Here is a 14,569-nt window from a genome sequence, read left to right as displayed (position 1 = left end):
CACAAATTTTATATATTTATCACTGATGAGTAATAACCTGTAGCCCTGTTTGCAACCCGACAGCAGCGGTATTAAGACGATGCCGGCACTTAATACCATGAGAACCCGACAGATAACCCGATTAGCAACCCGATTTCTAAAACCAAAACAAATCAAGACCTGCGTTCACGAACGCGCCCCTGAATTTTTCAACCAAATCTGAATCATCATGAAAAAGACATTATGTGTTCTTGCCATTATCATGGCAATAGCAAACCTGTTGTCTGCCCAGCAGCGGCAGATAACAGGAAAGGTGGCAGGCAGCAATAACGCGCCTGTGCCTTATGCCAGCGTACAGCTGAAAGGCGGTACTGCCGGTGTCATTACAGACCAGCACGGGAATTTCAAGCTGAACATCAGCGGCAACGATGCGGTGCTGGTAGTCCGAAGTATAGGGTTTGTCACAAAGGAAGTGCCCGTTGGCGGCGCCGCTTCCATCAACATCGAGCTTATCACAGATGACCAGACCATGCAGGAAGTAGTAGTTACCGCACTCAATGTGAAACGAGAGAAAAAGTCACTCGGATATTCCGTTCAGGAAGTAAAGGGAGCCGACATCAATCAGTCCAAAGACGCCAACTTCATCAACACGCTCAGCGGAAAAGTAGCCGGTATACAGGTTACAGGCTCCTCCGGCAACCTGGGCGGCTCTGCCAGAATCACCATCCGCGGCGTCAACTCCATCTTTGGTAACAACAACCCTCTCTTTGTGGTAGACGGCGTACCGATGGATAACAGCAATTTCACCGGTAATAATACTACCCAGTCCATTGACCAGGAGCGCGGCCGCGGTGGTTACGACTACGGCAACTCCATCCAGGACATCAACCCGAATGATATTGAATCCATCTCTGTGCTGAAAGGCGCTGCCGCTTCCGCCCTCTATGGTACCCGTGGCTCCAATGGTGTAATCGTTATCACTACCAAAAAATCCAAATCAGGTACCGGCCGCGGTATCGGCGTCACCTATAACCTCGGCGCACAGGCAGAAAAAGTATACATCATGCCGGAATATCAGAATGATTACGGCGGCGGATACAAATTTGACAAGCTCTATCTCAACGAACACCCGGAAGCCTTCAAAGACGGCAAAGCCACCTATAATGACAACGACGGCAAAGGGCCTTACGACCTGGTGCCGCAATATGAGCCGGACGTTTCCTGGGGCCCTAAGCTGGATGGTAAACTGGTGCGCCACTGGTGGTCATGGGATAAAGACAAACAGAATCCAGACTTCGGTATATCAGCACCCTGGGAACCACATCCCAACAATAACCGCAGCTTCTTTGAAACAGGGCTGACCCTTACCAACAGTGTAGCCGTTACCGGTAGTAATGAAAAAGGCGGATTCAGATTGTCATATACCAACCTCGATCAGAAATTTGTTCTCCCCAACTCCAAACTGAAACGTAACTCCCTCAGCTTTAACGGCAATTATTTTATCTCTGACAGACTCGAAGCCTTTGTTGGCGTGAACTATGCCAGCACCAACGTGTTAGGCAGGCCCGGCACCGGCTATCACGGCAGGAATGTAATGCAGGGCTTCACAGAGTTCGGCCACCGCGACTGGGACATGAATAAACTGAAGGATTATGCATATGCCTTCGACGGGTCCCAGCGTTCCTGGAACCGCGGCGCCTGGGACGACCAGCCGCCACGCTATACAGACAACCCCTACTGGATCAGGTATAAAAACTATGAAACCGACCGCAGAGACAGAATTTATGGCAATGCGGGTTTCAATTTCAAACTGACCGACTACCTCTCTTTAACCGGTAAATTTATGACCGACTTTTATACCGACAGCCGGCAGGAAAGAGTAGCCATCGGCTCCCAGGGCATCCCGTCCTACCAGGAAGCCACCCGTTTTGTAAAAGAGAACAACTACGAAGGGCGCATCAATTTCAATAAAAGTTTCGGGAAAGATTTCTCCCTCACAGCTTTTGCCGGTATCAACAGAAGAGAGAACTACCTGAAATTCACCGGAGGAGAAAGTAAAGACGGATTAAACATAGACGGATGGTATAACCTCGCCAACTCCAGGCAACCTGCCCGCAGCTATGACCGGGTAGAACGCCTGAGAGAAAATGGCATCTTCGGCAGCGCCTCCCTCGGATTCCGCGGTATGCTTTACCTCGATGCCACCGGCAGAAATGAGTGGTCCAGCACCCTGCCCGCCGCTAACAACTCCTACTTCTTCCCTTCCGTGTCCGGTTCCTTCATCTTCTCAGAACTGGCCCCCCTGAAACACAACGGCTGGTTGTCTTTCGGTAAGGTCAGACTCGGATGGGCACAGGTAGGTAAAGGTACCATCCCCTACAGCACCGCGCTGGCATATCTCGCAGAAGAAAATTTTGGTTCCACCGCCAACATCACTATTCCCGATCAGCTGAACAATGCACACATACGCCCGGAAATTACTACCGAAGTAGAAGCCGGTCTGGAAGCCCGCTTCTTCGATAACAGGCTGGGTATCGATTTCAGCGTGTATGACAAAAAATCCCGCGACCAGATCATTCCGCTGACCATCTCCGCCTCCTCCGGTTATACCACTGCCATCATCAACGCCGGGCTGATCAGAAACAAGGGGTTTGAGCTGGCACTCACAGGAACGCCTCTACGTACTAAAAGTGGTTTCACCTGGGACCTGGGCTTTAACCTCGCGCGTAACAGGAATAAAATTGAGAAGCTGTATGAAGACGCCTCCAAAGGCATACGGGTAACCAACCTGCTGCTGGCCAACGCAGCCTTCTCCGTTACCGTCAATGCCCGCGAAGGTGAAACCTACGGCTCCATTGTAGGCTACGCCATCAAACGCGATGCAGAAGGACGGAAACTGGTAGATGCCAACGGCTTCTACATCCGGGCAGACCAGCAGACCGTGCTGGGCAACGCCTTACCGGATTACACCGGCGGCTTCTTCTCATCCTTCGCCTGGAAAGGCATTTCCCTCGGCGTTAATTTCGACTTCCAGGTAGGCGGTAAATACTTCTCCACCACCACCATGTTCGGACGGCAGTCGGGCATCCTGAAAGAAACAGCGCTGAACGGCATCAGGGAAAACGGCATCATCGCCGACGGCTTCACGGAAGACGGCAAAGCCAACGAGAAAGTCATCACCGCCTACGATCATTTCAATAACAACAACGGCTTTGTAGTACAGGAACTGGATATGTGGGATGCAGGTTATCTCTATCTGAAAGAAATCAACCTCGGATACACATTTGAAAAATCCTTCGTGTCCCGGCTGAGCCTCCAAAACCTGCGGCTCTCCTTCTCTGCCAGGAATGTATGGCTTATTCATTCCGACAACCCGCACCTGGACCCTACCAACCTGGCTATATCTGCCGGTAACGTGCAGGGCATAGAGGCTGCCGCACTGCCATCAGTACGGTCTTTCGGTGTTAACCTTTCCGTTTCCTTCTAAAACTGCTGCCATGAAAAAAGTAACATATCAATACTGCTATCTCTCCATCCTCGCTATACTCCTGATAACGGGATGTACCAGGAAATTTGATGAAATCAACCAGGACCCCAACACGCCGAAATCCAGCGATCCCGGCTACCTGCTGATATCCGCACAGAAGAAGGCGCTGGACAACATCTGGAATGAATGGAACAACGGACGCACCGGTATGCACTACGCCCAGTACTGGTCTGCCACCACCTACTCCAACGAAAGCCGCTACCAGATACGCGAAAACCAGAACAATACCTTCTGGAATATACTATATGCCGGTACATTGAAAGATCTTAATGAAATCATTAAAATCAACGGGGAAAAAGTATTCGATCATTCTTCCAACCAGATAGCCATCGCGCAGATACTGAAAGTATGGGCTTTTCATATGCTGACAGACGTATATGAAGACATTCCCTATAAATCAGCGCTGAACGGTCTTGACAAACCCAACAGCGAATACGATAAAGCCAGTACCATCTATCCCGATCTGCTCAAAGTGCTGGCAGAACAGGTAGCCAGACTGGATCTCAGCAAGGCTTCCTTCCCCGCCAAAACAGATATTATTTATGGCGGCGATGTACAGAAATGGAAACGCTTCGCCAACTCTCTCCGGCTGCGGATAGCCATCCGCGTCAGCGATGTACCCGCCATGCAGGCGCTTGTCAGCCAGACCATCAAAGACGCCGTGGCCTCCGGAGTATTCACGTCCAATGATGACAATGCCCATTTCAAATACGTAGATGCACCACCAAACAACAATCCGCTGAACGAATCGTATAAGTCGCGCACCGACTTCTGTATGTGTAAAACACTGGTCGACTACATGGCGTCTGTCAAAGATCCGCGCCTGCCCATATATGCAGCCCCTTCCAAAGACAGCGGTAAATTTGCAGGAAAGCCATACGGATTAAATCAGCAGAACGGAGAAACCATTCCCAACAGCAGCATCTCGATGCCTGGCAGCAAAGTGCTGGACGCCAAAGCTCCCGGTGTATATATGGATTATGCAGAAGTAGAATTCATCCTCGCTGAAGCTGTAGCCAGAGGTATCCTCAGCGGCTCCGCAGAAGAACACTACAAAAAAGGTGTCACCGCCTCCCTCGAAGACCGTGGCGTGGCGCCGGCAGACATCCCGCTATACATTGCCAGGGTGCCCTACAGCGGCGGCAGCTGGAAAAATGTTATCGGTACCCAGAAATGGATCGCCCTCTACATGCAGGGACTGGAAGGCTGGTTTGAAAGAATCCGGCTGGACTTCAAAAAGCCCAGCGGCGAAGCCCTTTTCGTAGCCCCCGTTGACGGCTCCCTCGACAGAGACGTAACCGTAGTTCCCACCCGCATGACCTATCCCGTAGATGAACAACAGCTGAACAAAAGCAACTACGACAAAGCCGTACAATCTATTGGCGGTAAGGACTCCAAGGCGGCGAAGCACTTCTGGGACCTCTATTGATTTGTTTATTTTTTTATTTAATTATTTGAGATTTAAAATGCAGCGGAGAACATAGCGTAAATATCCGCCAATGTTCTCCGCTGCATTTTAAATCTCAAATAATTAAATAAAAAAATAAACAAATTTTACGTAGATTATGGTATACCAAAATCTGCCAAACAATGCCGAAACCCGTTTACTCCTTATTATTATGGGCATGTATTTTATGTTTTGTTCTCCCGGCACGCGCACAGAATGCTACTGTACAGGGCAAGGTCTCCGATAGCAGGGGGCCATTGCAGGGTGTGACCATACATGTTGAAAAAACCAGTAAGGGCGCTTATACGAATGCTGAAGGAAGATACAGCATCAGTCTGTCGCCGGGCGCGTATACTGTCAGCGCCAGCCATATCGGATTAGCCACGCTCCGCAGGGATATTGTGTTATCTCCGGGGCAGGTGCTGCAGCTGGATTTTACGCTTGCAGAAGGCGCCAACATCAGTGAGCTGGTGGTACTCGGCTCCCGTAACCTGCCGCGCACGCAGACAGAAACACCTGTGCCGGTAGATGTGATCGATGTAAAACGTATTGTTTCAGATGCACCGCAGGTATCTATCAACCAGATACTGAATTATGTGGCGCCGTCTTTCAGTTCGGGTACGCAGACCGTAGCCGATGGTACGGATCATATTGACCCCGCCTCGCTGCGTGGCCTCGGTCCCGATCAGGTGCTGGTGCTGGTGAATGGCAAAAGACGGCACAATACCGCGCTTGTCAATGTAAACGGTACCTTCGGCCGTGGCGCCGTAGGCACAGATATGAATGCCATCCCCACCGCCGCCATTGACAGGATAGAAATCCTGCGCGACGGAGCCGCCGCGCAATACGGCTCAGACGCTATCGCCGGAGTGATCAACATCATCCTGAAAAGTACCGTCAACCGTTTATCCGTTAACGTTACCACCGGCGCCAATGTTACGCCGAAAGCGGATAAGGGCATAGACGGGCAAACGCTGCAGACGGCCGTCAACTATGGCATACCGCTGGGCAGCAAAGGAGGATTCGTCAATATAGGCGGCTCATTCGACTTCCGGAATTATACCAACCGATCAGGTCCCTGGGTAGGTCCGGTTTACCGTACCTATCCCGGCGGGGCCGATAAATCAGATTCCTTCCTGGTAGCCAACAAGATCACCCGCAACGATATACGTATGCGGGCAGGGCAATCCAGACTGCGCAGCAGCCAGGTATTTATGAATGCCAGCCTGCCGCTGGAAAACGAAGCAGAGATCTACGCGTTCGGCGGATTCGGCTACCGCAACGGCCAGGCCGCAGGCGTGTATCGCCTGCCGCACGACAGCCGGAATATCATCGATATTTACCCGCTGGGCTTTCTGCCTGAAATTCATTCCGACATTTACGACCGGTCCCTCGCCCTGGGAATACGCGGAAAACTCGGCGAATGGAAGGTAGATCTCAGCAATGCCTACGGCCAGAATGAATTTAACTTCAGCGTAGAAAACTCGCTGAACGCCTCCATGGAGAAAGCCTCTCCGACCCGCTTCAAGGCTGGCGGACCGGTATTCACCCAGAATACTACCAACCTTGACTTCTCCCGCAGAGTGGATGTACTAAGCGGCCTGGATATCAGCTTCGGCGCAGAACACCGCTTTGAACGCTACAAGCTGATCGCCGGCGCAGAAAACTCGTATACCGACTACGGCCGGGCTACTAAAATAGGTACCGACGGCGGCGGAAACCCCATACTGGTACCCGATCCGCAGGGATCTATCAACACCCGGTTCAGCCCTGACGGTACTGCAAGACCCGGCGGCGCACAGGTATTCCCCGGCTTCCGCCCGGAAAATGCCGTAGACGCCACCCGCAGCGCCATCGCCGGATATGCCGATGCAGAGCTGAACTTCAGCAGTAAGTTCCTGCTGGGCGCCGCCGCCAGATTCGAAAACTATAACGACTTCGGCTCTACGTTCAACGGTAAACTAACGGCCAGGTATAAACTGAGCGAACAAACCGCCCTGCGCGCCTCCGGCAGCACCGGCTTCCGCGCCCCCTCCCTGCATCAGCGCTTCTTTTCCAATACCGCCACCCTGTTCGTAGACGGCCTTCCGTATGAAGTAGGAACCTTTACCAACGACAGCCGCCCCGCACAGCTGCTCGGCATCCCGCAACTGAAACCGGAGAAATCCAAGAGCTTCAGCGCCGGCATCACCAGCCGCTTTGGGAAATTCAACCTCACCATAGACGGCTACTTCACACACATCGATGACCGCATCGTATATACCGATCAGTTCTCCGGCAGCAATGCCCCGAACGCATCAGAAACCGATAAGGAAATCTATAAGCTGCTGCAGCAGGCCAATGCCAACAAAGCCGCATTCTTCGCCAATGCCATCAACTCAGAAACAAAAGGGATAGACCTGGTACTCACTTACGGTACGCGTATGGGTAAGGGTAACTTCCGCGCCGACCTCGCCGCTACCGTATCTTCCACACAGCAGGTAGGCGCAATCAAAGCATCCGAGAAACTGGCCGGCAAAGAAAATATCTACTTCAGCCGCACCAGCCGCATCTACCTGGAAAGAAGCGTGCCCAGAGAAAAAATCAATCTTACCCTCTCCTACAACATCCGTAAATTCAATGCCTTCGTTCGCAATGTATATTTCGGCAGCGTGGAAGAAGCCACCAACGAACCCGCCTTCTTCCAGACCTTCCAGCCTAAAGTAGTAACCGATGTGGCAATAGGATATAAACTGCTGAAGGAACTGAAACTGAGTATCGGAGCCAACAACATCCTGGATATTTACCCTGACCTGGTAGAAAATCCAAATAACACCACCAACAACCAGTTCCTGTACAGCCGCCGTGCTACACAGTTCGGCTATAACGGCAGGTTCCTGTTTGCCAGACTGGAACTGAACCTCTAAAAATATTTTTTTATTTTTTTATTTAGTTATTTGAGATTTATATAAAAGCGAAGACCTGTTTATTTTATTATTTAGTTATTTGAGATTTATATAAAAGCGAAGACCTGAGCGGAATAATATACGCTCAGGTCTTCGCTTTTATATAAATCTCAAATAACTAAATAATAAAATAAAAAAATGATCCGTGTTATTTTGTTATATACGATGCGAATGCATTGAAGTCAGCGAAGTACGCAATATTACGTACAATAACGCCTGTTACAGGATCTATTACATCAGGGGGGAACCACTCTGAGGTGCTTTTATCTTCGGGGAAGTAAGGAGCATAAAAATTGCGGTCAGCACTTCTCTTGGCGAAGACGTGTTTTATTGTTACAGAGCTGGGTGGTGGATTAGGGCCTTCTCTTCTGATACGGGAAGAATAGGCATAAAATGCAACACCGGTTTTTGTCCAGATGGTTTCATCCTGCGGATGAATCGAGAAGAGTGTTACCAGGTTATTTTCTTTTTTAATGTAGCGGTATACGGGCACGGTGTTGGTTTCCTGCTGGCTGTAGGCAAAGAATGCATGCAGGAGAACGTAGTTGCCGTCCGGTAATAATTTATCGTGCAGGTCCCATCCTGGCGTGTTGGCCGGATCTGCATACAGGTCAAACGTTTTGCCGTTAGGCGCCACGGTGATGTATACAGCTACCATTGAAGGCTTTTTAAATTCTTCCGGAGGCGGATTGAAATACAGCTGGCCGGCGGGAAATATACTTTCCCTCCATGTGCGCAGCAGGCCGGTCATGGGATTAGTGGGTATGGCCGGTCCTATTTCAATACCGTAGCTGTTGGTGCTGTAGGTCACCATTGTCTGCGGATTGAGCGCTGTCATCCGCAGCATGATTCTTCCGGCTGTTTTATTGGCCGGCAGGGTCAGGTCTATCGAACCGGAATAAGGAGGCTGGGTGGCGGAGACCTGTTTGGAAGCACCCAGTACCAGGGTTTCACTCTGATCGTTGGCAATATATACCACATCTACCGTGATAAAGTTGAATTGTCCGTCAGCAAGATACCCCAGGCTGTAGGAAGCAGAAAACTTAGTAGGTTTTGTGGCATCAGGTACCACCAGTTTATTATTCTGATTGGCGCCTGTAATGGTAAAAGCCTGTACAAAGAAGCTGGCTTGTGCGGGTAATGCCATGCCCAGTACTGCCAGGCAGGCTAAAGCTATATTGGTTAATCTTCTCATGATCCTACTTTTTAATGGCCCGGTATTCAATAAGGGCATCTTCATAACTGAGAACATTAATCTGATGCATGGAGAAATATTTGTTCTTCTGATCAAAGCCTACGTCCTCATTTTTCATCTGGTATTTTTTTACCAGAAAAGTGCGGACAGACTCGATTTCAGCCTGACGTTGATCTTCCGCAGTGGGTGGCGGTACAATGTCATCCGCTGATTTTTTACAGCCAGCTGCTGCAGCCAGTATAAGCATACCGGCAACTCCCGTACGGAGCCATGTTGTCGTTTTCATATGGTTTGTGTTTGGTTTTCATAGTTAAGGTGAAAAAGGCGGGAATACAGCGCGCTGGTTCACTACAGCATATCATTTACGGGCATTACCATTACCTTTATCTGACTAATAAAAACCAGAATACATGCCCGTCTTCCGGGTAGATGATGCGCATGTATTTCCTGGTGATAATTGTGATGATAGAATGGGCGGAAGAAGAGGCTGCCGACCCGGCAGCAGTGGTCTCTCTTATGGTGTAAAAATAGCGCGTGGTTTCTGTCCGGGGAAGTAGTATTTAACAACTGCAGCCTCCCGTCAATAACTGCAGCTTGTTAAGTTTATTTTGACTTATTCTATATTATTTCTACTTTTATCACCAACAGAACTGAAATAAATTGTGGATGAACTCATTACTATTGTAACTACTTGTGCCTATAACCAGAACAAATCTTTTATTACTTGTTACCCTTAAGAAACCGGCTTAATGCACAGGATTGTACTTATACTTCTGCTGCTGCTCGGCCAACGCAGCTTTTCGCAGAATCCGGCATTCACCCGCTATACCGTTAGAGATGGACTGGCCGGCAGTGCTGTTTATGATGCCCTGCAGGACAAAAATGGCTATATCTGGTTTGCCACCAGCCAGGGCGTGAGCCGCTTTGATGGTAAAACCTTCAGGAATTTTTCCCGGGAAGACGGCCTGCCGGATAATGAAATACTCAAGCTATACCTTGACAGACATAACAACATCTGGTTTATATCCCTGTCAGGCCTCGTGTCCGTGTTCTATAACGGCGCCATCAGACAGATGAATGATTTTAAGGGCGTGATTTCTATTACTGAAGATCCGATCACCAATTCCATACAGCTGCTGTCAGGTTTTACCGAAGGACTTACTGAAAAATACGGCTATTATCAGTCGCCCAATATATCCGGACAATGGCAGTTTAAGCGGACCATCATCACCGTCAGGCATATTTCCTCCCCGCTGCCCTTTCTGAAAGGTGTTTCTGCTAAAACAGGATACTACTTTTCTGTCAGAGATGCCAGTAATTACGGCTTATCCGTCAAAAATTACAACAGCGGAAAAACTGTCTCCTATTCATTTCCCAGCAGTAACCACGGCGGGTTTCTTCCGCTGATGCTGAAATCCCTGATTGCCGTAGACCGCCAGCGCAACGACATTGTTTTCTGTACAGATTCCGTTTTTGAAGCCGATGGCAACCATATGAAATTGCTGTTTTCCCTCAGACCGCTGGGGCTGCAATATGTAGATGTAAACGCTATCTACCTGGAAAACAGCAACACGCTGTGGCTCTGTACCAGGAACAAAGGCCTGCTGCAGGTGCAGCACTTCAGGTCCCCGGCCAGAACCGTACGCAGCTTTTTCCCGAAAGTATACTGTACCGGCCTTATTAAAGACAGGGAAAACGGCTACTGGATAACTACACATGCAGAAGGCGTATATTATCTGCCTGACCTGGAGGCGCATTACAACACCGGCACCAGCGACCCTATCCAGAAAGAAGTAAAATGCCTCACCGCCACCCCGTTCCGCCCGCTGATAGCAGGATTCGGAAACGGAGAGCTGCTGTCGTTTGAAAAAGATAACCGTCAGTATAAACCCGTTAATATACAGCCGCACGAAAACCGCAACAACCGTATCCTGGATATACGGCCATACAAACAGCGGCAGCTGCTCGTAGCCAGCGATTACGGCCTGCACCTGGTGATGCCCGATAATAAAAGCCGTACCCTCGTTTCCTGGATGGGGGTAAAAGCTACCTATATTGCTTCGGATACACTCGTATACCTGGCGACCGGCTTCGGCGCCTTCACCTTTACACCACAGAGCGGGGAGCACAAAAAGTTTTTTGCGCAAAGAACCACCTGTATCAACGGTATCGGTCCGCAGGTATACTGGGGCACCCTCAACGGCCTGTATACCCTGGTGAATGATTCCATTATCAGCCTGAAAGATACCTATCCCGGACTCGGCGAAAGCATCAAGCACATTGCCATCGCCCCGGATTCTGCCATCTGGCTGGCCACCCAGCAGGGCGTGGTCATACTGAAAGACGGAAAGCTGACTACTATCCGTAGAAAAGACGGGCTGGCCAGCAACCTGTGCAAACATATTCTGACCGAAGGCGATACGGCCTGGGTTTCCACTGACAAGGGCGTTTCCCGCCTCATCTACAAATGGCAATCCGGCGCACTCTCCTACACCCTCTATAATATTGATGAAAACGACGGACTTATTTCCCCGGATGCCAACCAGACCGCCCTCAGCGGGAAATACCTGGCCATCGCTACCAGTGAGGGCCTCTGCTTTATTCCCCGGAATAATAACCGGCAGGCTATCCCTCACCCGTTAATCAATATCAGCAGCATCATCAACGGAGATGCCGAAATGCCCTACCAGGACACCGTCAGGATTGACTACCGCAAAAATCTGCTGCGTATACACCTGTCCGGTATCTCCTTCCGTAGCGGTAAGCAGCTCAGCTACCAATACCGCTTCCGCAACCTGGACACCGGCTGGATCAACTCCGCCAACAACCTGCTGGAGTTCTCCCAGCTGCCCTTTGGCATACATACCTTCGAAGTAAGGACCATCGACCGCTGGGGTAACAAAAGCAATCAGGTCAGGAATATGACCGTGGTGGTGGCGCCGCCGTTCTGGAAAACCCAGTGGTTCATGGCTGCGGCTTTTATACTGGCCATCCTGCTCACCGGCGGTATCATCTACAGCTATTTTATCTTCCGCCAGCGGCAGACCAACAAAACCTATCAGCTGCGGAAAAGAATGGCTGACATGGAACTGATGGGCCTGAAAGCGCAGATCAACCCACATTTTATCTTCAACTGCCTCAGCTCTATTCAGCATTATATTCTTCAGGCAAATATTACCAATGCCAATTTATATCTTCATAAATTTGCCACGCTGATGCGGGAAATACTCCACCTCAGCACTACTGCAGATCTGACGCTGGAAGAAGAGCTGAAGATCCTGCAGCTGTATCTGGATCTTGAAAAGTTAAGACTGGGAGAACGGATGCAATTCCGGATCAGCGTGACAGATGGCATTGTGCCTGCAGACCTGTACCTGCCGCCTATGATTATCCAGCCCTACCTGGAGAATGCGGTAAAACACGGTACGCCGGCAAGCGCAACAGAACCCTTACGTATAAACGTTCATTTCAGCCTGTCAGATAATTACCTGCTGTGCACCATTGAAGATAATGGCATCGGCATCGCTGCCGGAAAGGAAAGGAAATATGCCTCGCCGGACTACCGGCCTTCAGGCAATCATATTACCGCCAGCAGGATCAATATTATTAATACCTTTCAGGATGATAAAATACAACTCGAAATAACAGACAAGAAAGAAAAAGGGCTGCCGGAAACAGGAACTATTATCCGGCTGTTCTTTCCGCTCTCAAATGAATAACTATGGCTTTGCGAACGATTATTATTGAGGATGAAGAAAACAGTTTACAGGTCATATGCAGCCTGCTGGCGGAGTTTGCGCCGGACTTTGAACTGTGCGGCACGGCAGACAGCGTCGATAAAAGCGTGCAGCTGATAGAAACCATTCAGCCGCAGGTAGTATTCACCGATGTTCAGATCGCCGACGGCACCGGGTTTGACGTACTCAGAAAATTATCTTCCCGGAACTTTGAACTGGTCTGCCTCACTGCGCATAACAGCTACGCCGTGGAAGCCGTCCGGTTTTCTGCCATAGACTACCTGCTCAAACCTATCGGCATCCCTGAATTTGAAGCCGCTGTTACCCATATCAGGGAAAGAATAAACGCGAAAAGAAAACACGAACATATAGACCTCCTGCTGCACAACCTGGCCCAGTTTAATACACAGGATAAAAAAATCAGCATCGCCACCGTCAACGGATACGAGTTCGTTGACATCAAAGATATTATCTGGTGCGGCGCTGAAAGCAGCTACACCATCTTTCACCTGGCCAACAACACACAGATTATCTCTTCCCGCAACCTCGGCTATTATGAGAGCCTGCTCTGCTCCAATAACTTCTGCCGTATCCATCACACCTCCATCATCAATATGCGCTTTATAAAAAGCTATATAAAGGGAAAAAGCGGATACGTGGTGATGAGCAACGGCAGCCGGCTGGAAGTTTCCCAGCGGCGGAAAAATGATTTCCTCAACATGATATGATTGAAATAATTACGAATTACGAATTGCGAATTACGAATGTAGACGCGAAGATTAAAACGAAGATGAAAGGAGTACTTAATATCTATCTCCTTTCATCTTCGTTTTAATCTTCGCGTCTACATTCGTAATTCGCAATTCGTAATTCGTAATTAATTATCATTTAATCCTCGGAAACCCTCCATCCACATACATCTCCGTGCCATGCATAAATGACGCGTTATCTGATGCCAGGAATGTTACGGCTTTCGCTACTTCTGCGGGCTGGCCGAAACGGGCCAGTGATACCTGGGGAAGTACCCAGTCTGTCATGCCCTGAACCTGTTCGGCGGTCAGGTTTGAGCGGTCGAAGTAGTTGGTGGAGATAGGTCCGGGGCTGACGGCATTCACGCGGATATTCCGTGGGCCCAGTTCAGCGGCAAAGCTTTTCACAAAAGACTGTACGGCCGCTTTGGCAGCGGAATATACAGCTGAGTTTTGCAATCCTACTTCCGTTACGATGGAGGTATTGAGGATGATGGAGCTGCCGGCCTTCATCAGTGGCAGCAGCTGTTGTACGGTGAACAGCGTGCCTTTTACGAGGACGTTGAATTGTTCATCGAAATGTGTTTCATCGATAGATTCAATGGGGGCATATTTTCCGAAGCCGGCATTGACGAAAAGCACATCAATATGTGGAGTGATCCCGTTTACTTTTTTCCCCAGCAGGAGAAGGTCCTGCATGTTACCGGCATCTGAAACAATGCCATGCGCTTTCTCTCCCAGCTCCTGAACGGTTGCTGCTACTTTATCGGCGTAGCGGCCGGTGATGATAACGGTAGCGCCGTTTGCAATTAAATCTCTGGCTGCAGCCTTTCCTATTCCGCTTGTACCGCCGGTAACAAGGGCAGTTTTGTTGGTTAATCCTGACATATGCAAATCATTTTGAAGTGCAAAGTTGCGGCAGGTGGCAGGAGTATTCAACCCGATTCTTGCGGAAAAGGGAGAAATGCGG

8 protein-coding genes are annotated in these 14,569 nt (G+C 49.7%); 5 read left to right on the top strand and 3 right to left on the bottom strand.

Features of this window, described 5'->3' with window-relative positions; all coding sequences use genetic code 11:
* Positions 1 to 208 precede the first annotated feature (208 nt).
* The 3 genes from GWG06_RS19900 to GWG06_RS19890 all read left to right on the top strand — a co-directional run bounded on the left by GWG06_RS19900 (position 209) and on the right by GWG06_RS19890 (position 7,879).
* Positions 209 to 3,466, top strand: coding sequence for a SusC/RagA family TonB-linked outer membrane protein (locus GWG06_RS19900; protein WP_160715423.1), 3,258 nt, complete (start codon positions 209 to 211; stop codon positions 3,464 to 3,466).
* A gap of 10 nt (positions 3,467 to 3,476) precedes the next feature.
* On the top strand, positions 3,477 to 4,955 hold the full coding sequence (locus GWG06_RS19895) for a SusD/RagB family nutrient-binding outer membrane lipoprotein (RefSeq protein WP_160715421.1): 1,479 nt from the start codon (positions 3,477 to 3,479) through the stop codon (positions 4,953 to 4,955).
* 161 nt (positions 4,956 to 5,116) lie between these two features.
* Entirely contained in the window at positions 5,117 to 7,879 is a 2,763-nt protein-coding gene (locus tag GWG06_RS19890) for a TonB-dependent receptor (RefSeq protein WP_160715419.1), read from the top strand.
* 187 nt (positions 7,880 to 8,066) lie between these two features.
* Here the strand turns inward: GWG06_RS19890 and GWG06_RS19885 are convergent, their stop codons facing one another.
* On the bottom strand, positions 8,067 to 9,113 hold the full coding sequence (locus GWG06_RS19885; RefSeq protein WP_127044350.1) for a hypothetical protein: 1,047 nt from the start codon (positions 9,111 to 9,113) through the stop codon (positions 8,067 to 8,069).
* Positions 9,114 to 9,117: 4 nt separating this feature from the next.
* Complete coding sequence (locus GWG06_RS19880) at positions 9,118 to 9,399, bottom strand: hypothetical protein (protein WP_160715417.1); 282 nt, start codon at positions 9,397 to 9,399, stop codon at positions 9,118 to 9,120.
* 463 nt (positions 9,400 to 9,862) lie between these two features.
* On the opposite strand from GWG06_RS19880, the gene GWG06_RS19875 reads away from it, so the two are divergent.
* Complete coding sequence (locus GWG06_RS19875) at positions 9,863 to 12,832, top strand: sensor histidine kinase (RefSeq protein WP_160715415.1); 2,970 nt, start codon at positions 9,863 to 9,865, stop codon at positions 12,830 to 12,832.
* A 2-nt stretch (positions 12,833 to 12,834) separates the two neighbouring features.
* Positions 12,835 to 13,578, top strand: a complete 744-nt coding sequence (locus GWG06_RS19870) for a LytR/AlgR family response regulator transcription factor (RefSeq protein WP_127044353.1) — start codon at positions 12,835 to 12,837, stop codon at positions 13,576 to 13,578.
* Between the two features lie 156 nt (positions 13,579 to 13,734).
* On the opposite strand, the gene GWG06_RS19865 is transcribed toward GWG06_RS19870, so the two are convergent.
* Positions 13,735 to 14,487 (bottom strand): SDR family oxidoreductase, encoded by a 753-nt coding sequence (locus GWG06_RS19865; RefSeq protein ID WP_127043573.1) that lies wholly within the window; start codon positions 14,485 to 14,487, stop codon positions 13,735 to 13,737.
* Positions 14,488 to 14,569 lie beyond the last annotated feature (82 nt).

The sequence above is a fragment of the Chitinophaga solisilvae genome (assembly GCF_009928525.1).
GTDB lineage: Bacteria > Bacteroidota > Bacteroidia > Chitinophagales > Chitinophagaceae > Chitinophaga > Chitinophaga solisilvae.
The sequence above is the reverse complement of the archived record's forward strand: the minus strand, read 5'-3'. Positions and strand labels throughout refer to the sequence as shown.

What these genes read in the sequence shown, in the direction of transcription:
- GWG06_RS19865 (WP_127043573.1), bottom strand. Translation starts at nt 14,487, where the DNA reads ATGTCAGGATTAACCAACAAAACTGCCCTTGTTACCGGCGGTACAAGC.
- GWG06_RS19890 (WP_160715419.1), top strand. Translation starts at nt 5,117, where the DNA reads ATGCCGAAACCCGTTTACTCCTTATTATTATGGGCATGTATTTTATGT.
- GWG06_RS19870 (WP_127044353.1), top strand. Translation starts at nt 12,835, where the DNA reads ATGGCTTTGCGAACGATTATTATTGAGGATGAAGAAAACAGTTTACAG.
- GWG06_RS19900 (WP_160715423.1), top strand. Translation starts at nt 209, where the DNA reads ATGAAAAAGACATTATGTGTTCTTGCCATTATCATGGCAATAGCAAAC.
- GWG06_RS19875 (WP_160715415.1), top strand. Translation starts at nt 9,863, where the DNA reads ATGCACAGGATTGTACTTATACTTCTGCTGCTGCTCGGCCAACGCAGC.
- GWG06_RS19895 (WP_160715421.1), top strand. Translation starts at nt 3,477, where the DNA reads ATGAAAAAAGTAACATATCAATACTGCTATCTCTCCATCCTCGCTATA.
- GWG06_RS19885 (WP_127044350.1), bottom strand. Translation starts at nt 9,113, where the DNA reads ATGAGAAGATTAACCAATATAGCTTTAGCCTGCCTGGCAGTACTGGGC.
- GWG06_RS19880 (WP_160715417.1), bottom strand. Translation starts at nt 9,399, where the DNA reads ATGAAAACGACAACATGGCTCCGTACGGGAGTTGCCGGTATGCTTATA.